Here is an 18,551-nt window from a genome sequence, read left to right on the forward strand (position 1 = left end):
GCAGCCGGATGACGACGTAACGCTGCGCCGCCTGGGCTACAAGCCCGTGCTGTCCCGGCGAATGACCTCGCGCGGGAACTTCGCGATCAGCTTCAGTGTGATCTCCGTGCTGTCCGGCTGCATGACCCTCTACGGCTTCGGCCTCACCACCGGCGGCCCGGCCGTGATGATCTGGGGGTGGGTGGCTGTCGGGCTGATGGTGATGCTGGTCGGCGGCGCCCTGGCCGAGGTCACCAGCGCCTACCCCACCTCGGGGGCCATGTATTTCATGGCGGACCAACTCGGCGGCCCCCGCTGGGGCTGGTACACCGGCTGGCTCAACCTCCTCGGCCTGCTCGGGGCGATCGCCGGCATCGACTACGGCGCCGCCCTCTTCACCGGCGCCTTCCTGAACCTCCAGTGGGGCATCGACCCGACCCCCGGCCTGGTCATGGTCATCTTCCTGTGCATCCTGCTGCTCCACGCCCTGCTGAATCTCTTCGGGGTGCGGCTGGTGAGCGTGCTGAACAGCGTCAGCGTGTGGTGGCACCTGATAGGCGTCGCCGTCATCGTCACCGTCCTGGCCGTCGTCCCCTCCCACCACCAGTCCGCCGGCTTCGTCTTCGGGCACTTCAACAACGGCACCGGCTGGTCCAGCCCCTGGTACGTCGCCGCGATCGGCCTGCTGCTGGCCCAGTACACCTTCTCCGGCTACGACGCCTCGGCCCACCTGTCCGAGGAAACACCGGGGGCGGCGGTGGCCGCGGCGCGCGGGATCGTCCGCGCCATCCGGTGGTCGTGGCTGGCCGGCCTTGTCCTCCTCATCGGGCTGACGTTCGCGATCCAGGACTACGCCGGCACCCAGGCCACAGCAACCGGTGTGCCACCCGCGCAGATCTTCATCGACTCCCTCGGCGTCTACGGCGCGAAGGCCCTGCTGCTGATCGTCATCGGCGCGCAGCTGTTCTGCGGGAACGCCGAAGTCGCGGCCACCAGCCGGATGGTTTTTGCTTTCTCGCGTGACGGGGCGCTGCCCGGCTCACGGCTCTGGCGTCAGGTCCACGAAGCCACCGGCACGCCCCGCCCGGCCGTGTGGCTGTGCGTCGCCGCGGCGGCGGTGCTCGCGCTGCCCTCGCTGTACTCCCCCACCGCCTACGGTGCGGTCACCGCCATCAACGTCATCGGCATCACCCCCGCCTATGCCATCCCCATCTACCTGCGCCTGCGCGCCAAGGACTTCACTCCCGGGCCGTGGCATCTCGGCCCGTGGAGCCGGGTCGTGGGCTGGGCCGCGGTGGTGTGGGTTGGCCTGGTCACGGTGTTGTTCTGCCTGCCGCAGTCCAGCCCCATCACCGTCAATTCGTTCAACTATGCCCCGGTTGCCCTGGTCGCTGTCCTGTCGCTGGCTGCCATCTGGTGGGCGGTCTCCGGCCGTCACTCCTACCTAACGCCCCGCGCCAGCAGCAGCGCCGGCATGGAAAACCTCGAAGGAGAAATCGTCTGATGCCCACCCCCGCCGCCACCTCCGCCGATGAGCCCCGCCCCGCCGCTTCCGGCGAGGATGACCACTTGCGAGAGCTGATCGAGACCGACCACATCAGCACCGTCCTGCTCGCTGTGCCCGATCTCCAGGGACGCCTCAAGGGCAAAGCCCACGACGCCCGGCACTACCTCCAGCGGATCGCGGGGGAGGGTGCCGAGGCGTGTGCCTATGTTCTCGCCACCGATGTCGATATGCGGCCCGTCGACGGATACGCACTGTCCTCCTGGGACACCGGCTACGGCGATCTGCGCCTGATACCCGACCCGGCAACGCTTCGCGTCCTGCCGTGGGCCTCACGGACCGCCCTGGTCTTCGCCGACGCCCACGACCTGGACGGTCAGCCGGTCCAGGTCGCGCCCCGGCAGGTACTGCGCCGCCAGCTGAAGGAGCTGGAAGCCCGACTCGGCATGTCCGCCAAGGTCGGGCTGGAGGCGGAGTTCTTCCTCTACCCCTGCGACCCGGCCCGCATCGCAGACGGCCGGCCCCTGGCACCGGTCTCCCCCCACAATCTGGACTACACCCTCGACCACCCCGCCCCGCTGGCCCCGTACCTGCGCACGCTCCCGGAACACCTGCGGCTCGCGGGAATGCCCGTGGAAGCGGTCAAAACCGAAGGCGCGCCCGGGCAGGTGGAGGTGACGTTCCCCTACGGCGATCCGCTCAAGGCCTGCGACAGCCACCTGGTGTTCAAGCACGGGGCCCGGGCGGTCGCCGACGGCCAGGGCCTGGTGCCCACCTTCATGGCCGCGCCCGCCACGGGACTGGCCAGCGGGCTCCACATCCACCTCTCCCTGTGGAACGGCGACAAGCCCGTCCTGGCCGACTCCACCGGTGAACTGTCCCCGGTCGCTCTGCAGGTCATCGCGGGGCTGCTCGACGCGCTGCCCCAGCTCGCCCCCCTGTACGCACCGACCCCCAACTCCTACCGGCGCTTCCGGCCTGATTCCTTCGCCCCCACCCATTTCACGTGGGGGCACGACAACCGTGCCTGTGCGGTGCGTGTGACCGGACACGGACGCGGACGCCACCTGGAGATCCGTCTGCCGGGCGCCGACGTCAACCCCTACCTCGCCCTGGCCGCCGTTCTCGCCGCCGCCCACCACGGCATCCGCGAAGCCCTCACACCCCCGCCCGCCAGCACCGGCAACGCCTACAAGACGACCGCCCACGCTCCCGTCCCGGCCAGCCTCGACCAGGCCCTCGCCGCCTACGTGGACGGCGGACTCGCCGAACACCTCCTCACACCCACCGTCGCCCGCCACTACCAGAACGCGGCGCAGGTCGAACTGGACGCGCTGCGCTACGAGGTTCCGGACACCGAGCGGCGCCGCGGCTTCACCCGCGCCTGATGCGCCAGGTGCGGCGGGCGAACCGCCCGCCGCACCCCCGCCCCCGCCCCCGGGAAAGGACCTGTGTGTATACCCATCACGACTACGACGCCCGCCTCCTGGACGAGATCGTCGCGGACCCTGCGGTCAGGGGCGCGATGGTGCTGACACTCGACGGCCTGGTCCACGTGCACAGCGAAAACCTGGAGCGGCAGGAGGCGGAACCGGATCGCGGCCGGACTGGCCGCAGCCCACGCCACCCACCGGGTGAGCGCCGAGTTCTGCCCGCCGGGCGATGCCTCATGGCGCATGAGCCTCGTCGAGTTCGGCACCGGCTACGTCCTTACCATCGCCGCAGGAGACGACGTCCTGCTGTCAGTCAGCACCAGCCGGGATGCGAAGGTCGACGACGTGGCGCACCGGATGCGTGCGTGGGCCCTGCGTAGGGCCCACGACATCACCACCGCACAACAAGGTTCCCCCCGCACGGCCCTGGACCACCGCCCTACCTGACGAGGTCTTCTCGTGCCCCGCCGCCACCTCCGGCCAGCCCTGCCCGGCACACGGCGCTGCCGGCCATCATCCGGAGCTCATCTGGCCGAGGGAGAACTCCCTCGGCCGACGTCCGTGGCCCACAGCTACGACAATTCGAAGGATCCCGCGATGCCCCACAGAGCTCTCCCCTCTCTGGCAGCACACGCTGCCATCGCAGCAACGGCTGGACACGGTTCGAGCCGTATCCCGCTGCCACAGACTCACTGGCATGCCGAGTACCTGACACCTGCCGACCAGCGCCTGAAGGATGCACAGTGAATGGGGCATCCGCGGACCGCATCGTGGTGGACGTGAGAGCGTACGACCCCATCTCGCAAGCCGGGGTGGCGGGCCAGCTCCGCCCCCGCCCCGAAGTACGCCTCATCGACGAAAGCGACGCAGAGGACGCCCAGGTCATCGTGATGGTCGTGGACACCGTCGACGAGGGCGTCGTGCGCGTGCTGCGCCAGATCCAGCGGACCAGCACCGCGCGGGAGGTGCTGGTCATCACGCAGATCGACGAGCAACAACTGGTGAGCGCGGCGGAATGCGGCTTCGTCGGAGTCGTCCGCCGCTCTGAGGCCACTCCGGAACGGCTGGTCCAGGTGATCGGGACCGTGGCGCGGGGAGAGGGGTATGTGCCGGCCGATCTGCTGGGCAGCCTGCTGGAGCAGGTCGGCCGTCTGCAGGGCGAGGTGCTCGGGCCGCGCGGCATCAATTCAACGGCCTGTCCGCCCGCGAGATCGAAGTACTGCGGCTGGTCGCCGAGGGACTCGACACCGCCGACATCGCCCGGAAGCTCGCCTACTCCCAGCGGACCATCAAGAACGTGCTGCATGGGCTGATGACCCGGCTGCAGCTCCGCAACCGCTCGCACGCCGTGGCCTATGCACTCCGCCAAGGCCTCATCTGAATGCGGAACCGACCAGCAGCGGCCAATCGTCCTCCCCTGCGGCTTCATGGTGCCCAGTCAGTCCGATCAGCGGCGGCCGGGGGCGAGAGCCGGTCCGCAGCGATCCGGCGTGACCATGTCGCGCGAGGCGACCGGGCCTGCCCCTACTCGCTCAGCCCTACGATTCCCCAGCCCCTCCGGGCGGCTTCGGAAAGGACGCGGCCCCAGTCCTCCAGCAGCTCGGTGAACTCCTCGAAGTCGCGGACCCATCCCCCGGGCAGTGCGGCATGCTCGTCAAACGCCCCACGCAACCCGTCGAGCCACGGCCGTACCTCCTCCGACGTCGTGGCCAGTTCCCGCACGCTGGCCGGCGACCTCGCGAGCAGAACACCATAGGTGACGGCGGGGTCATCACAGAAGAAGCCCTGATCCACGTGCTCCGCCTCACCGTCCAGCCCTCCCCAGATCAGCCCGAGCAGCAAGGTATCCAAACGGGCCCGTACCAGCGGGTCGGCATGGTCGCGCACGGACTCCCACCGCTCCCCCGCCCAGAAGTGGGGCTTGAACGAACCGAGGGTGCCCCGGAACTCGTAGACGGCGAAGAACGCGCTACTGGACCCACCTGGCCGCGCCCAGGCGCCTTCGACCACGGGCGCATCGTCATCCCACAGCCCGGTCTCGTCGGCGTACCAGGCACCTCTCAAGCGCGAGAGCCTGTCCCTGGGCGGAATCTCACTCAGCCATGTCCAGTCGGCGATCAGCACAGTGATGTCCAGCCCCATGCACGTGAGAATACCGATCACCCGTGCGGGCCTGCTCCAAGGCAAACACCCCACCCGAGCAGTGCTCTGCCTCACGAGACGGCGGGCCGACGTCTTCGCGATGCTCGCGACAGCACCTTCTACGAAACCCCACCCGCTACGTCAGCCTGGCCACCCAGGGCCTGACTGGCCCGAGCCCATACCTGCTCGAACTCTTCAACGGAGAGCTCTTCGGCATCCGGTTCGTCCTTCCAGCCGTCAAAGACTCTGCCGTCCGCCAGGACTCCGTACTGCTGCTCATACCGGCTCATCGCCGCCCAGTCGCAGTGATCACGCAGATGCACGACCTCCATCAGAGACGCGGCTGTCACCGGCCGGGAATCCCCCCGAACCTCAACCTGACGGACCGCCCAGCCCTCATCATCGGCCTCGAAGTACTGCCACAGGTCTTCATCCTCATAGTAGGCACGGAACCAGATCGTCATGGCGCCATCTTCGCCCCACCGCCTTGACCAACCCCATAGGGGCGTCTCCCCACCGACGCACGTATCCCGATCAGGACGACCCGACGGGCTAGGCGCGTAAGGGGGTCAGCCCCTGCCTGGTCGCCCCCGCCCAGTGCGAGAGCGACCCATCCTGGGCTAGGACCAGCGGTCCTTTCGTGGCCGGTGCCAGACGAATCATGCGATGAAGAACCGCGGCCTACCGGGACCGCGCCGGTAGCCGGCCTAGTCCCGGCGACGGGGCACTGCCTCCATCAGACCGGGCCCAGTGCCGCCTCCCCGGCCACGACCACGATGATCCCCACCCCGGCCCTCTGCCGCACCGGACCTACGCCGAACTGGTCGGCGGGCCGCTGGACGGCCTGCTGCTCGACATCCACGGATGGCGGGCCGGGGAAGTCGACGACGGTGTCGCCCTGACCACCGAGCTCTGCCGGTGGCCCGGCGGCCGCGCCCTGTACGACCCGCGCCCCGGCGAACCCCGCACACCCGGCCCCGGCGTCAGTTGCCGCCTCTACTACTCCGGCGACACGCCCTGACGGCGTCTCTGCCAAAGCTCTGCCCTCGGTCAGCCGGGTCGGCTCCACAAGGAACGGCCTAGGGCCTGTCTGGTGGGTCGGTGACGAACCGAGACGAGAACTCGTAGGCCACTGCCAACGGGCCCTGTATACGCATGAGGTGAGCTCGCTCCTGTCGTCGGGTTGAAGCGCGAACCGCCTTGGCAGGGGTTCGCCGCGTGCAGCGGGGACGTTCAGCCGCGGGCACCGGTCCCCGAGGCTGGACTCGGGGTAGAGACGCGGAGGGCCCCGCACGGAACCGCCGGGAGACCGGGGGGGGCACGTGCGGGGCCGCGCCCACTTGGTGGGGGCCGTCAGACTGCGGTCAGGGTGTACGTACCGGTGCCGTCCTGCCGGCCGCTGGAATACTGGCGGATGAGCTCCCCGTCCGCGTACCGGTCGTGGCCCAGCATGGAGCCGGTGTACTTGTTCTGCAGACCGATCTTCGAGCTGCCGGGGACGTCGCGGTAGAAGTAGAACCGCTGGAGGTCGTCCTCCGCGCAGGTGGCCGTCGTCAGGTAGGCCTGTTCCCGGTTGGCTATGTCCGCCGGGATGGTCGCGCATCCGCCGTTGCCCCAGTTCCACAGGGACGCTTCGATGACCCCGTTGCGCTCCGTCACGTTGCACAGCCGCCAGTTGTCCAGGTGGGCGCTGGTCCAGTTCGATTCGCGCAGGCGGATGCCGTCGTTGGCCAGGAGCGGTGCGCTCCAGTTCAAGGGCTTGCCGGGGACGTGGATCCTGTAGACGCCGGATTGGCAGTTCAGGGCGGCGCGCGGAGCGGGCTTGGCGGCCTGGGTGGCCTTCACGCTCTTGGCGGCCTTGGCGGCGTTGTCGGCGTCGTGCTTGGCCCGGTCGGCCTTGGCCGAGGGGACGGGACCTGCCGGCTGCTTCGCGGTGGCGGCGGGGGAGCCGCAGTCCAACAGCCCCTGGGCCTTGGCCATGATGCTGTTGGCGGGAACCTTGTCCTCGCAGCGCACCGCGCCTTCTTCGAGAGTGGTGAAGGTGGTGTAGCTGCCGCTGTCGGGTCCCTCGGTCCACTTCAGCGCCCAACTGCCGTCGCCCTGTTGGACGCGGTTGCAGTTGAGACTCCCATAGGTGCCGGTGACCTTCTTGGTGCCCTTGTAGAGGCCGTAGTAGCCGGGGGTGCGGAAGTTCCATGTGACGGACGTCGACGTGCTGCTGGTGGAGGTGTAGTTCACCTGCACGTTCAGGCCCAGGCTCGCGCCGACGGAGCCGAGGGTCTCGACGGCGAAGCTGCCCTGCACGGTGCCGTTGAGGCCGACGGAGACGGAGATGGTCTCCGTGGTGTTCGTGTTGACGCTCTGGTTGCCGGTCGAGCCCTCGGTGACGTACCAGCCCTTGAAGTGCGTGACGGTGGGGGCGACGTCGGCGCTCTTGATGATCGGGTGACGGGTACCAAGATCGGCGGAGGTGCAGACGTCGCCGAGCTTCGGCTTGCCGGCGGTTATGGCGGGTTTCAGTTGCCCTGCCGCGGCGGGGCCGGCCACGGCAGTTATGGCGGCCAGCGTCGATGCAGCGGTTACGGTGAGGGCGACCAGCCCTCTGGCCCAGCGGCCAGCAGATCTCAAGTGACCCATTATGCCCTTTCCCTGACCGGGCGTCATGTCGCCCCAGCCGGAGCTCTGTCAGTTACGCGGCGGGAGTGGTGGTCGATCAAGGTCAATGTAGCGTCGGCAGCGACGCAGTGACGATGACGGAATCAGCCGGTCCGAGGAGAAATCCATGACCCCTCATGGGCTGTAAGGAAGCCTTGATCTGCCAGTGGTTCATCAAGATTTCATCCGCGTAGCTAAGGTCCGCCACCGGCACCGCAGAAATAGGCTGTTCAGGCGTGATTCTGCTGTCACCGCGACGACCAGGGCCCGCCAGACCGGCCTCTCATCATCCGCCCGGCGCAGCCGACTGCCGCCAAGCCATCACGACATTCGGCCAACTTGGCCGTTCTGAAACCGACGGCCTCCGGCGGCCGCGGCGCCTTAAATGTTTGCGCGCCAGCGTAAGCGGCCCTATGAACGATTGGGCGCGACAAAGTCGGCACAACAGAAGGGAATTCAGCGGATCGAGCCAGACGATGTCTGGCGGTGAGCCGGAAGCAGGAACGCCGGTCCCGACGACCGGCCCGGCAGCGTCCGCATGAGCCCCGAGCGCATCCAGCACGGGGCACGAAACCCCGGCCAATCGGAAACACAAGGAGAAAACGAACATGCCCCTACCACGTTTACATCGCCACCACGAACGCGTCAGACGACTGCTGGCGGCAATAGTCTCACTTGCCCTCACCGCCGCCCTGCTGGCCCTGGGAACCTCCTCGGCCGCCGCTGCCCGGACCACGGCCCTGCCCGCCCCCCAGGGCCGCGGCACCTGCACGGCTGTCCCCTCTGACAGCGGGGCCCCCAAGGGCGCGGCGTGGGCCTGCTACGAGGCCAAGCCCGGGGCGTCTGCCCCCGCCCCCGCCACCGCACGTGTTCTTGCCCCCGCTCCCCGCGACGACCAACCGGACCCGGAAAGCCCGGAAGCCCTGTGCGGCAAACAGCCCCCCGACAACTCCACCCGCCTCGTGTACTGCATTGAAAAAGAGTTGTTGTGGATCTACTACGGCCCCGACCAGAAGGAGATGATCGGCGCCGCTGCGGGTAGGCTCTACATCTACTCCAAACTCAAGGCCGTGCCGCATTCCAACTGGAAAGAGAGCGTGATCGTCACCCTGGACAGCAAAACGGACAATATTCCCGCCGTGGAACTGGTCCTGCAGGCCATCTGCACCGGGCAGTGCTCCGCGTCGGCACCCCTCGTGGCGAAGCTGTCGAATGTGGGTGAACACGTCGGCGGGACCATCGACTACAATTCTCCGGTCGGCCCGGGCGGCGAAACACTGGTCCAGCCCCAGTACCACGCGATGCTGAACCTTCTGGTCCCCGGGGTGCCTTTGCCGCCTGCAAACAACGACTGGGGCGGCCCCCAGATACGCTGTGACGGCAAGACCGGCGACTGGACGGGCTGCGTCATCCCGGAACACATGGCCAACGTGACCATCCGCAGGTCCCTCTACCGGGCCGCCGCCATCACCTACGAGTGGGCACAGAACAACCTGACCACCCTCAGCATGGGCACCAAGAACAAACCCCTGCACTACAAGAAAAAGACCGAAGAGGAAAAAAACCGCAGTCGAGACCTCACCTGCAATCGGGCGCCGGACAGGTTCGTCAAAGACCCTTCGGTGCCGGACGACTCCTGTGACGAGTTCCCCTTCGCCGCGACCCAGGAGGGCGGCAAAGCGGGCACCCTGTGCGTGGACATCCTCCCCCAACAAGTGGGCGGCGTATGGGACGTTAGCAACGTCAAGGTCCTACGCAACGGCAACGTCAAGACAAACGCGCCCTGTGTACGCGGCCACGTCACCAACAAGGACAACGTCGATGCGGGCAGTAAAGAATTTGGCGCGGCGGTGCGGTCCGACCGCATCCTCGACGGCGAGGCCTTCCAGGTGATCATCGCCCCGTAGGCGGCTGGGCTGACGCGGTGTGACCGACGGCCTGGCCGTGTCGTCGCCGGAGAGGGCGGCGCGGATCCGCCGGTGCGTCCTCGTCTGGTTACGCAGCCCCCAGGTGGCGGGCAAGCTCTGCTTGCCCATGAACGCGTCGCCGAACGCGGCCGGGCCCCGACCCCGGCAAGCCGACAAGGGGCACTCTCGCCACAGCACCGCCGATGTCAGTGGCGGTACGGGCCTGAGCGGGTGCGCCTCGCAGAGCCACTGCTGCCCTCGGGGCCACGAGCACGCTATTGGAGGACGATGGTGATCGATTACCGGGTTAAATGGACGCCCGCGGCAGGCGGTGAGCGCCGCACTTCGGTGGTCTCCTACGACCAGCCCTCTGCGCAGCAGCGAAAGGCTGGGCTGGAGAAGCAGGGGCCCTCAACGTGGAGATAGTGCAGAGCACGCCGGGGAGATAGCTGCTCAGCGCAGGACATCGGCGTGGACTGCGCCAGCCTTGAGCTGGCCTCCCAGTGCGCAAGGTCACGGTCACCTGCCTCGTAGGCCGTTGAGCTCGGCTGCGAGCGGCGGGCCCGCGCTTGGTCTGGCGCCGCTGCGCCTCACACCCGGTCCGCGATTGGGCTAGGGGTCGGGATCGGGACTGAGAGACCTGCTCTCACCACCATCACCGCCCCAGCCGTGCTGCTCTCCTCAGATCGCCGGACCTTCATCATCCTCGGGATCGGGGTCGGGGCCGGGCTAGCTGGCGGGCTTGCGACTGGGCTTGCCCTCGGCCTCGCGGGCGGGACCGTGGCCGGGCTTGCGACAGGGCTTGCCTTCGGTCTCGCCGGCGGGACCACGGACGGGCCCAGTCACACCGCTTGGGCGTACTTCGCGGTGGCCAGGGCCTACCTGACAGTACGCCGCAGAGTCCCGCGGGATCTGATGGCCTTTCTCCAGGACGCGCACGAGCATCGCTGCGTGCTGCGGCAGGTCGGAACGGTGTACCAATTCCGGCACATCGACCTTCAGCGCCACCTTGCTCAACAGCAGCCTTGACAGGCAAAAAACAAGGGTGACCTATGGTGCCACCGTCCACCACATCCTCGCGATGCGGACCATACGGCCTGAACTTCGTGCATAGCTACTTTGTGGCTGATGTCCGAGATGGGAGTCCGCGCCGTTTCGTGTAGCTGTGCGTGACGGTCGTCGCGCAGAGGGATGCTCATCATCAGCAGCTTCGCCCGCAACGCCGCCGATGCGTCTTCTCCCAGATGTATGGCGCCGGGCGGGCCAGTGAGGTGGTGGTGCTACTCGGCGATGAAGGGGTCGCCAGCAGCGGCCTCCCAGGCTTCAGAAAACTCGGCGTCGGCGAACATCTCGGCGAGGCCGCTGACCTGGGATAGGCGGGTGACCTCGTCGGGCTGCATACGCAGACGCGCGGGCGGACGCCGGGCTGTAACGCGTGGCCCGGGCGATCGGCGGACCATCCATGGGCGCGATGGGCGGACCAATTCGAGCGGGTCAAGTCCGCACAGACCGACGGATCATCGCCGGGCGCGCGGGGTGGACTGGGGCCAACGCCCGCGACCCGCGGTCCCCGCGGAGGTGCTGGGGGTGTTGGGGGTGCTGTGCATACTGCTGGGATGACGTCTCCGCTCGCCACCCGCATACACCTGCTGATCACCTTCGTGCTGGTGACGTGCGCGACGCTCGGCGGAGTCTGCTTCGGTCTCCTCATGGGCGGCCGCACGACGGCCCTGGTTGCCGCGGGTGCGGCAGGCCTGGGCGCGGGGATCGGCTCGTTCCTCGCCCGCCGCCAGATCGCCGCCCTCTTCCACCCCGACCCCGATGCCATCCGGGCCGACGGCTATGCAGAGGGGATCGCCGACGCGGTCCTGGTGACCATCGCGACCTACCAGGCCGCCGTCTTCCCCCTCACCCCCGACGGGGTGAGCGAAACGGAACGCCAGGCCCGCCGCACCCTGGCCTACCGTGCCGCCGCCTACGACGGCCTCCCCCTCGCGGTACGGGTCTCGGCGGCCGAAGCACTGGAAGCCGTCGACCAGGGCGTGGACACCAAGCGCGCCCAGGCCGCGATGCGAGCCCTGGCCCTCACGGTCTACGACCACCGCGCCGAGCGCTGACCCCTCCGCGCTGCTGCCCGGGGCGAGTTTCCCCGCGGCCGTCACGGTCTCCGCCATGCTCGGCCAAGAGTCCGATCCCGGTGGCCCCGGCTTCCTGGGCCTGGCGCGCAAACTCGGACATCAGCGCCCGGCCGGTGCCCGTACGTCGTCCTGCTGGCTGGCGCTGTGGGGTCCTCGGAGCGGGTCAACCCTCTGCACTGGGAGCGTTCTTCAACAGCTGCGGCTTCGCCGAAGCGCTGGTTATCTAGTGCTGCTGACTTTTTGTGCAGGTCAGACAGGTAGCCCGCAGTTAGGCACGTAAGGCACGACGTATCGGTGGGGGATCGCTCACATGTCCAGGAAGCGGTTCAAACGCACCTCTTCCTGGACCTTCGTTCGAGGGCATCACCGAAGCTGTTACGGTCGTAACACCTTGGCCCCCGGGGGCAGCTAGGTGAGTCGAGGCCCCGGCCGCCGGTCAACGTACGGTCGCCGGCACGGTCTACGGGCTGTCGTTGAACCGCGGTGCCGCGCACTCACCGCTCGCCTCGTCCACGACGCGCCTGTGGGCGCCGCTGGCGCTGGCGGCCGCCGAATCCGGGGACGGCACCGCGGCGTTCGCCGCGCTCGAGCAGCTGCCGGAAGCGGCGGCCGCCGAACTCCTGGAGGACGTGCTCGACCACTGGGCTGCCGGCGGCGCGCCGCTGACGGCCCAGGCGCTGGATACGGGCTCCCAGGGCAGTGCGATCGCGTGGGTCGAGGCCCCCGGGAGCCGCCCCTTCAAGGTTGTCCGTCTCCTGCTTGACGACCCCGACGGCGTTCCGCGGTACCGGGTGCTGCTGACCCGTACGGCCGCGCCCGGCGGGGAGGGGTGGTTGCCCATGCTCACGCTGGAGTGCGAGACCACGGGTGCCGGGATCGAAGATCTGCGCCGCCGTACCGGTTGGCAGCCCTGGGACCTGCGCCGCATGCCGGGGCTCGACGTCTCCAGGCGGCTGCGGTGGACATCGCCTCCCGGTCCCTGGTGAGTCTGACCCACGTCACTGAGGAGGGCGACGACGTCCTGCCGCACCTGTGGGACGCGGCCGGGACCGTGTCTCTGTCGGAGAACTGGTGGGACCTCCTCGACCGCGCCCAGCACGTCCTGGTCGCTGGACCGGTCAAGGACGCCGCCGACGAGACGGTCCTGACGCAAGCGGCCCGCACCGGTGAGCTCCTGGCCGTCGTCGCACGTGTCTCTTTCGGGTGAGGGACATCGTGGACGAGTCCCTGGTCAGCCTCTCGCAGGGCCGTTCTTGAGTTAGCTCGGGAGCGGTTGACGAAATCCCGTCCGATCAATCTGATCGGGCGGGATTTCGTCGTTGCGGGTGACCTGTTGCAGCGAAGGTTGAGTGTTCTCATCGAACACTGAGTGTCATCGGCTCGGCGTGGTAGGCAGTAGCGTCGATCCGGCCGGACAGCGCGCCGCGGTACGTCGGCCCCGTCGTCAACTCCGACTCAGCCGCCGCGCGATGGCCTCCAGCAATTCATCCAGCGCCGCCTTTTGCGTTCGCCCCTGAGGCCGAGCCAGCCCCACCCGGCTCGGTGAGACCCCGCGGACCGGACGGAACACCACGTCCGGGTGGGAGTAGAAACGAGCCGCCGACGCCGGGGCCAGCGCCACGCAGCCGTCCGCCACCGCTGCGAGCCATTCGTCGGGAAGGCTGGCGACGGCGCCGACCTGGACGGGGTGCCCGTCCCGCTCCTCCGCCGCCAGCCAGTGCTCCCTCCAGGCTCCTGTCTCGGCTCCGGCCGCGACGAACGGCTCGTCCCATAGCTCCCAGAACTCCACAGTCTCGCTGTTCGCCAGCGGATGCCGAGCGGGTAGCAGCACCCCGCGCTCCTCGACGTACAACTCCCGCACTGTCAACCTCTCCTGGCCCGGAAACGGCATACGCACCACTGCCGCATCCGCCTCACCCCGGGCCAGGCCGGCGCTCGGGTCCGACCAGTCGAACTGCCGCAGTTCCACCCGCCACTCCGGCCGGGCTTGCCGGAATGCGGCGATGACCTCGCGGACGGCACCCACCCCGCCCGCGTCCAGGAAGCCCAGGCGCAGCACCCGCGCCGCCCGGCCGGTTGCCTGGACCGCCTCGTCCCAGCTGTCCAACAGCGAGGGCACCCGCGAGGCGAACTCACGGCCAGCCTCGGTCAGCGCCATCCCCGACCGCGAACGCACGAAGAGCCGTACCCCGAGATCCTCCTCCAGGCGCCGGATCTGCTTGGTCAGCGCAGGCTGCGAAACGAACAGCCTCTCAGCTGCCCCGGTCAGGCTGCCCTCCTCCGCCACTGCGGCGAAGTACCGCAGCAGGCGCGTGTTCACGTCCATGCCGCCAGGTTATAGAAGCAGCTATTGGACGGTGCCAAGGTGACCGCGGATCCTGAAGGCATGACCGGTATCCAGCTCGCCCTCCTCGTCGTCACCCTGCTCACCGCCGCCGTCAACGTCGGTATGGCCGTCGCCGACCTCGCCGGGGCGCGCTTCGTACTGGCCAACTCGGCGGAGGTGGGTGTGCCTCGAGCCTGGCTGCCCCGGCTGGCCGCCCTCAAGCTGGCCGGGGCAGCGGGCCTCCTCCTCGGCCTCCACGACGCCGCACTGCGCCCTCTCGGCGCCGCCGCGGCCTGCGGCCTCGTGCTGCTCTACATGGGCGCGCTCACCTTCCATCTGCGCGCCCGCGTGCTCTACAACCTCGCCTTTCCCGGTTTCTACTTCGCCACCGCCGTGGCCTCGCTGGCCCTGACCGTGTCCTCGTGATGACGGCATGACGGCATGACGGCACCAATCAATGCTTGATGAGAATGCTCAACCTTCGCTGCGACAGGTCAGCGGGGCCTGTTGGGAGGTCGGCGTGCGTGCGGGTGCGTGGTGCGGGCGCCGTTGCCCGGTAGTCGGCAGACGCCCGGTTCGCGCTGGGGCGCTATAGCTTGCCCGCCTCCCGAACGGTATGGAGGTAGACCAGGGCGTCGTAGGCCCTGCCGATGGCGATCTCAGGCGTCTTGTCGTTCAGGTACTGCGTGCCTACGCTGCATGTCGGGCGCGAGGCGTCCAGCCACCTGCGGGCGGCGGCAGGGGCCTTGCGCAGGTCGGCGTAGTAGTCGCGGTACCGGACCTGGTCGAGCGTGTACTCGTTCGTGCCGGGACCGGCCGGGTCGACGGTGAACTTCTTCCACTCGCCGGCAAGCGCCTCGTCCTTGGAGAGGAAGGAGCCCCGGTCGAAGGTGGTACCGATGGCGAGGTAGTCCGCGCCCAGGGTGTCGCGGAGGAACGAGCCCTGGGTTTTCGGGTACATCGTGGGGTGGGTGGCCGCGTAGCCTGCGTGGTCGTTGTGGGCCGACAGCAAGACCCTGCCGCCGGTGCGCCGCTGCCACCATGCCGTCGTCTCGGCCATCACCTGGTCGCGGTAGCCCTGCATGGCGGTCGACGATTCCTGGTCGCCGGGGTCGAGGGTCAAGAAGGTGTAAGTCTGGGCGAAGTTGCGGGCGTTCTGCAGAACGAAGTCGAAGTCCTCGCCGCCCACCGACCTCTGGTGGGCCGGCCGCCCTTGCTGCCGCGCCGTTTGCGATTGGCCCGCTGGTCCTTCGGCTCGGGAATGGTGTGCTTGATCTGGCGTCTTCGCAGGTAACGGCGGTTGCGGCGTGAGCTGTATGCCTTGTCCCCGCCGAGGTGGTTTGGCCGGGCGTGGGGGTGACCGCCCTGCGGACGGGGAACGCTTATGCGTTCGAGGACCTCGATCATCTGCGGCGCGTCGCCCCAGTGGCCGGGCGTGACCAGGAAGGCCATCGGTCGGCATCCGCCTTCTCCCGCGAGGTGGATCTTGCAGGTGAGGCCGCCCCGGGACCGTCCGGGTCCTTCGTCGGGGCGGTGGTGCCGGGGCGTTGTCCTTTTTCGGGACGCGTGGCTTCTTCTTCCGGGCGCCGACCGCGTGCTGATGGACACGGCAGGACGTCGAGTCGACGCTGACCACGCTCCAGTCGATCCGGCCCGCGAGGTCGGCGTCCGCCTGGACGGCACGCAGGATCCGGTCCCACGTGCCGTCCGCCGACCAGCGACGGTGCCGTTCGTAGACGGTCTTCCAGCTGCCGAAACGCTCCGGAAGGTCCCGCCACGGTATGCCGGTTCGCACCCGGAACAAGATCCCATTGATCACCTTGCGGTGATGGGTCCACCGTCCGCCACGCTGTCCCGATGCCGGCAAGTGTGGCTCCAGCCGGACCCACTCGGTATTCGTCAGATCGCCCCGCCCCATGCCGGCAAGCGAGCCAGCAGTCCGACAGTCACATGATCCGCCGGACACTGCCTAGCGCTGCCGCCGGGGATCGTGTGCTGCGTCGGTGCCCTCGTGCCGCCTCAGCTTCCCGGAGGCCTCGACCCGTGAAGGGCGGCAGCCTCGGGCTGGGCGTACACCTCGGCGAGCTGCGCCTCGAGTTCGGCCTGCGGGTGGGAGACGTCGGCGCCACGTGGGGTACCACCGGCGACATCGCCCCCTACACCGGCCTCGCAACCGGCCTGAGCAGGGCGGGCCACCAGGTGACCGTGGTGACCTCACGGCGGTACGCGGCCCTCTTCCGCGAACACGGGCTCCGGGTACGGGCCATGCCCCTGGACGAACAGGAGGCGGCGGTCGGGGCACACACAACGCGCCGCGCGCGTATCGACAACGGCCGGGACATGGCGCTCACCGCAGGCACAGTGCTTCTGGAAGCCGCCGGTGAAGGCACCGACGTTCTTCTCTCCCACCCCCTGCTGCACCCGCAGGCCGCCGTCATCGGCCAAGGGCTCGGTCTGCCGTGCCACGGCGTCTACACCGTCTCGCATGCCATGATGCTCCCCCGCCTCATCGCCGGTACCCCACGCGCGCGTTACGCGGCCGCCGATGCGCTGGTCAAATTGGCCCTGAGCCCGCTGTACGCACCGGTGATGACCGCCCTACGCCGCGAACTCGGCCTGCGTCACCGCTTCACCGGCGACGCCCTGATCCCTTCCGCCCGTCGCCACACCGTCTACTACGGTTTCAGCAGCGCTCTGCTGCCCGACCGCATGCCTCTGCCTGCCGCGCACAAGACCGTCGGAGTCTGGCGGCCCGCTCAGCCGCCGGGCTGGCGCCCTGATGCGCGTCTCACCGATTTCCTCGCCTCCGGGCCCGCGCCCGTGTATTTCGGCTTCGGCAGCATGGGCGAAGACCAGGCGGAACGGTTGTCCCGGATCATCACGCGCACCGTCCGCAGGCTCAGGATCCGCGCCGTCGTCCAGAACGGTTGGGCAGGCCTGACAGGCGACGGCGACGACATCCTCACCATCGGGGAATGCCCTCACGCCTGGCTCTTCCCGCGTATGGCCGCCGCCGTCCATCACGCGGGGCCGGGAACCACTCATGCCTCCTTGCGAGCGGCTCTGCCCACCCTCCCCGTCCCCTTCAAGCTCGACCAGCCCTTCTGGGCCGCCCGGCTCCGCTCCCTCGGTCTCACCCCCGCCACTGTCCCGATGCGCCGTCTCGGCCCCGACGGTCTCGGCCTCGCCCTGACACGGCTCCTCGCCGACAGCCGCTACCGCGAACGGACCTGCCGCATCGGGGCGTTGATCGAGCAGCAGGACGGCACCGCGGGGGTCATCCGTGCACTCGGCGTCACCGGGACAACATCTGCTCGTACTGGTGGAAGCCGTCCTCGACCCCCAGGAAGACTTCGCCGAAGGTGAGGTAGCCCTCGGCGATGACCGGCGTGTCGCGCAGGGCCTCGATCAGGAAGTAGTACGCGCCCAGGTCCTCGGTCTCCAGCACGGCGAAGTCGGAGATTCGGCCGCTGAACGCCTCGGCGTCGAAGAAGCGGGCCCGGACCCGGTCGGCGTAGGAGGCGAAGACCGGCTCCAGATGCGTCTCACGCATCGCGTTGCGCTCCTCGCGTGACAGCGCCAGCCACCGCTCGGTGACGGTGTAGGTCAGAACGATGCCGTACTTCATGAACTCTCCCGGAGCAGTTGTTAACACCATTAACTTTCAGGGAAGAGCTAAAGTGATAGGTGTTAACTTTGTCAACGGAAGTGGTCCGAGCCCATGTCGAGCACTGCGGGTACCCGTACCGGCCGCCGCCACCGCGTACGTGAGGAGGCGCTGGCGGAGATCTTGCGCACCGGTCGGCGGCTACTGGTCGAGGAAGGCCCCGGTGCCGTCACGCTGCGGGCCATCGCCCGCGAGATGGGCATGACCGCGCCCGGCCTCTACCGCTACTACGCCGGCCACCGGGACCTGATCCAGGCGCTGACCTCGGCGCTCTACGACGAACTGGCCACTGCCCTGGCCGCGGCCCGTGACCGTCACCCCTCCGCCGAGCCGGGCCGGCAGCTGCGCGAGGCGGGCCGCGAGCTGCGTCGCTGGGCACTCGCCCACCCCAACGAGTTCACGCTGTTGTTCGCCAAGCCCGTCACCGACGCCGACACCACTCCCGGCACCGTCGCCCACGACTCGAGCTGGCGCTTCGGCGGTGTCATCCTCGGCCTCATGGTCCGGCTATGGCGCAGCGGAAGGATTCACCCGCCCGCCGGCCTGGATCCTGCCTGGGTGACGCAACTGGAGGAGGTGCGGGAACACCTCTCCGGCGAACCGGTACCGCTGGAGGTCATCTACGTGTTCGTCGCCTCCTGGGCCCGTCTGTACGGGACGGTGGCCGTGGAAGTCTTCGGGCACCTCGACTTCGCCCTCACCGACCCCGAACCGCTCTTCGAGCACACCCTCGACGACATCCTGACCGCCCTGGGTGACACCGCCGACTGACCGGCGTATTTCAGCTTCCTGGCTTTGAC

17 protein-coding genes and 2 pseudogenes are annotated in these 18,551 nt (G+C 68.7%); 12 read left to right on the forward strand and 7 right to left on the reverse strand.

Annotated elements, in window-relative coordinates; all coding sequences use genetic code 11:
* Positions 1-61 precede the first annotated feature (61 nt).
* The 4 genes and pseudogenes from AB8O64_RS01250 to AB8O64_RS01265 all read left to right on the forward strand — a co-directional run bounded on the left by AB8O64_RS01250 (position 62) and on the right by AB8O64_RS01265 (position 4,297).
* Complete coding sequence (locus tag AB8O64_RS01250; protein WP_370417346.1) at positions 62-1,483, forward strand: amino acid permease; 1,422 nt, start codon at positions 62-64, stop codon at positions 1,481-1,483.
* Positions 1,483-2,871: a glutamine synthetase family protein gene (locus tag AB8O64_RS01255; protein WP_370417348.1), complete on the forward strand. Its 1,389-nt coding sequence runs from the start codon at positions 1,483-1,485 to the stop codon at positions 2,869-2,871. The genes AB8O64_RS01250 and AB8O64_RS01255 overlap by 1 nt, the downstream gene beginning before the upstream one ends.
* Before the next feature lie 288 nt (positions 2,872-3,159).
* A complete protein-coding gene (locus AB8O64_RS01260) occupies positions 3,160-3,363 on the forward strand; it encodes a hypothetical protein (RefSeq protein ID WP_370417350.1) in 204 nt (67 codons plus the stop codon).
* A gap of 365 nt (positions 3,364-3,728) precedes the next feature.
* Positions 3,729-4,297: pseudogene (locus AB8O64_RS01265) on the forward strand (response regulator transcription factor).
* Positions 4,298-4,440: 143 nt separating this feature from the next.
* On the opposite strand, the gene AB8O64_RS01270 reads toward AB8O64_RS01265, so the two are convergent.
* Together AB8O64_RS01270 and AB8O64_RS01275 are read right to left on the reverse strand one after the other, a co-directional pair.
* Entirely contained in the window at positions 4,441-5,058 is a 618-nt protein-coding gene (locus AB8O64_RS01270) for a hypothetical protein (RefSeq protein ID WP_370417352.1), read from the reverse strand.
* 119 nt (positions 5,059-5,177) lie between these two features.
* Positions 5,178-5,522, reverse strand: a complete 345-nt coding sequence (locus AB8O64_RS01275) for a hypothetical protein (protein ID WP_370417353.1) — start codon at positions 5,520-5,522, stop codon at positions 5,178-5,180.
* Positions 5,523-5,785: 263 nt separating this feature from the next.
* Here AB8O64_RS01275 and AB8O64_RS01280 point away from each other — a divergent pair, with 263 nt between their 5' ends.
* Positions 5,786-6,079 carry a hypothetical protein gene (locus AB8O64_RS01280; protein ID WP_370423763.1) on the forward strand — a complete coding sequence of 98 codons (294 nt, stop codon included), beginning with the start codon at positions 5,786-5,788 and terminating at the stop codon, positions 6,077-6,079.
* A gap of 332 nt (positions 6,080-6,411) precedes the next feature.
* On the opposite strand, the gene AB8O64_RS01285 is transcribed toward AB8O64_RS01280, so the two are convergent.
* Complete coding sequence (locus AB8O64_RS01285; RefSeq protein WP_370417355.1) at positions 6,412-7,695, reverse strand: hypothetical protein; 1,284 nt, start codon at positions 7,693-7,695, stop codon at positions 6,412-6,414.
* Positions 7,696-8,321: 626 nt separating this feature from the next.
* On the opposite strand from AB8O64_RS01285, the gene AB8O64_RS01290 reads away from it, so the two are divergent.
* From AB8O64_RS01290 to AB8O64_RS01305, 4 genes are all read left to right on the forward strand, one after another.
* Entirely contained in the window at positions 8,322-9,620 is a 1,299-nt protein-coding gene (locus tag AB8O64_RS01290) for a NucA/NucB deoxyribonuclease domain-containing protein (RefSeq protein WP_370417356.1), read from the forward strand.
* 1,616 nt (positions 9,621-11,236) lie between these two features.
* Entirely contained in the window at positions 11,237-11,737 is a 501-nt protein-coding gene (locus AB8O64_RS01295; RefSeq protein WP_370417357.1) for a hypothetical protein, read from the forward strand.
* Positions 11,738-12,231: 494 nt separating this feature from the next.
* Positions 12,232-12,744, forward strand: a complete 513-nt coding sequence (locus AB8O64_RS01300) for a hypothetical protein (RefSeq protein WP_370417358.1) — start codon at positions 12,232-12,234, stop codon at positions 12,742-12,744.
* Complete coding sequence (locus AB8O64_RS01305; RefSeq protein ID WP_370417359.1) at positions 12,717-12,965, forward strand: hypothetical protein; 249 nt, start codon at positions 12,717-12,719, stop codon at positions 12,963-12,965. The genes AB8O64_RS01300 and AB8O64_RS01305 overlap by 28 nt, the downstream gene beginning before the upstream one ends.
* Before the next feature lie 237 nt (positions 12,966-13,202).
* Here AB8O64_RS01305 and AB8O64_RS01310 read toward each other — a convergent pair whose 3' ends face one another.
* On the reverse strand, positions 13,203-14,084 hold the full coding sequence (locus AB8O64_RS01310; RefSeq protein ID WP_370417360.1) for a LysR family transcriptional regulator: 882 nt from the start codon (positions 14,082-14,084) through the stop codon (positions 13,203-13,205).
* Between the two features lie 60 nt (positions 14,085-14,144).
* Between AB8O64_RS01310 and AB8O64_RS01315 the strand changes: the two genes are divergently transcribed.
* On the forward strand, positions 14,145-14,510 hold the full coding sequence (locus AB8O64_RS01315) for a DoxX family protein (RefSeq protein ID WP_370417362.1): 366 nt from the start codon (positions 14,145-14,147) through the stop codon (positions 14,508-14,510).
* Between the two features lie 163 nt (positions 14,511-14,673).
* Here AB8O64_RS01315 and AB8O64_RS01320 read toward each other — a convergent pair whose 3' ends face one another.
* Together AB8O64_RS01320 and AB8O64_RS01325 are read right to left on the reverse strand one after the other, a co-directional pair.
* A complete protein-coding gene (locus tag AB8O64_RS01320; protein WP_370417363.1) occupies positions 14,674-15,273 on the reverse strand; it encodes an erythromycin esterase family protein in 600 nt (199 codons plus the stop codon).
* 11 nt (positions 15,274-15,284) lie between these two features.
* Positions 15,285-16,002: pseudogene (locus tag AB8O64_RS01325) on the reverse strand (IS5 family transposase); the annotation flags it as partial.
* A 125-nt stretch (positions 16,003-16,127) separates the two neighbouring features.
* On the opposite strand from AB8O64_RS01325, the gene AB8O64_RS01330 reads away from it, so the two are divergent.
* Entirely contained in the window at positions 16,128-17,450 is a 1,323-nt protein-coding gene (locus AB8O64_RS01330) for a glycosyltransferase (RefSeq protein ID WP_370417365.1), read from the forward strand.
* Here AB8O64_RS01330 and AB8O64_RS01335 read toward each other — a convergent pair.
* A complete protein-coding gene (locus AB8O64_RS01335) occupies positions 17,380-17,712 on the reverse strand; it encodes a darcynin family protein (RefSeq protein ID WP_370417367.1) in 333 nt (110 codons plus the stop codon). The genes AB8O64_RS01330 and AB8O64_RS01335 overlap by 71 nt on opposite strands.
* 93 nt (positions 17,713-17,805) lie before the next feature.
* Here AB8O64_RS01335 and AB8O64_RS01340 point away from each other — a divergent pair, with 93 nt between their 5' ends.
* Positions 17,806-18,522 (forward strand): TetR/AcrR family transcriptional regulator, encoded by a 717-nt coding sequence (locus AB8O64_RS01340; RefSeq protein WP_370417368.1) that lies wholly within the window; start codon positions 17,806-17,808, stop codon positions 18,520-18,522.
* Positions 18,523-18,551 lie beyond the last annotated feature (29 nt).

It is taken from the genome of Streptomyces sp. QH1-20 (assembly GCF_041283565.1).
Lineage (GTDB): Bacteria > Actinomycetota > Actinomycetes > Streptomycetales > Streptomycetaceae > Streptomyces > Streptomyces syringius.

What these genes read in the sequence shown, in the direction of transcription:
- AB8O64_RS01255 (WP_370417348.1), top strand. Translation starts at nt 1,483, where the DNA reads ATGCCCACCCCCGCCGCCACCTCCGCCGATGAGCCCCGCCCCGCCGCT.
- AB8O64_RS01310 (WP_370417360.1), bottom strand. Translation starts at nt 14,084, where the DNA reads ATGGACGTGAACACGCGCCTGCTGCGGTACTTCGCCGCAGTGGCGGAG.
- AB8O64_RS01340 (WP_370417368.1), top strand. Translation starts at nt 17,806, where the DNA reads ATGTCGAGCACTGCGGGTACCCGTACCGGCCGCCGCCACCGCGTACGT.
- AB8O64_RS01290 (WP_370417356.1), top strand. Translation starts at nt 8,322, where the DNA reads ATGCCCCTACCACGTTTACATCGCCACCACGAACGCGTCAGACGACTG.
- AB8O64_RS01315 (WP_370417362.1), top strand. Translation starts at nt 14,145, where the DNA reads ATGACCGGTATCCAGCTCGCCCTCCTCGTCGTCACCCTGCTCACCGCC.
- AB8O64_RS01270 (WP_370417352.1), bottom strand. Translation starts at nt 5,058, where the DNA reads ATGGGGCTGGACATCACTGTGCTGATCGCCGACTGGACATGGCTGAGT.
- AB8O64_RS01295 (WP_370417357.1), top strand. Translation starts at nt 11,237, where the DNA reads ATGACGTCTCCGCTCGCCACCCGCATACACCTGCTGATCACCTTCGTG.
- AB8O64_RS01335 (WP_370417367.1), bottom strand. Translation starts at nt 17,712, where the DNA reads ATGAAGTACGGCATCGTTCTGACCTACACCGTCACCGAGCGGTGGCTG.
- AB8O64_RS01285 (WP_370417355.1), bottom strand. Translation starts at nt 7,695, where the DNA reads ATGGGTCACTTGAGATCTGCTGGCCGCTGGGCCAGAGGGCTGGTCGCC.
- AB8O64_RS01260 (WP_370417350.1), top strand. Translation starts at nt 3,160, where the DNA reads ATGAGCCTCGTCGAGTTCGGCACCGGCTACGTCCTTACCATCGCCGCA.
- AB8O64_RS01250 (WP_370417346.1), top strand. Translation starts at nt 62, where the DNA reads ATGACCTCGCGCGGGAACTTCGCGATCAGCTTCAGTGTGATCTCCGTG.
- AB8O64_RS01275 (WP_370417353.1), bottom strand. Translation starts at nt 5,522, where the DNA reads ATGACGATCTGGTTCCGTGCCTACTATGAGGATGAAGACCTGTGGCAG.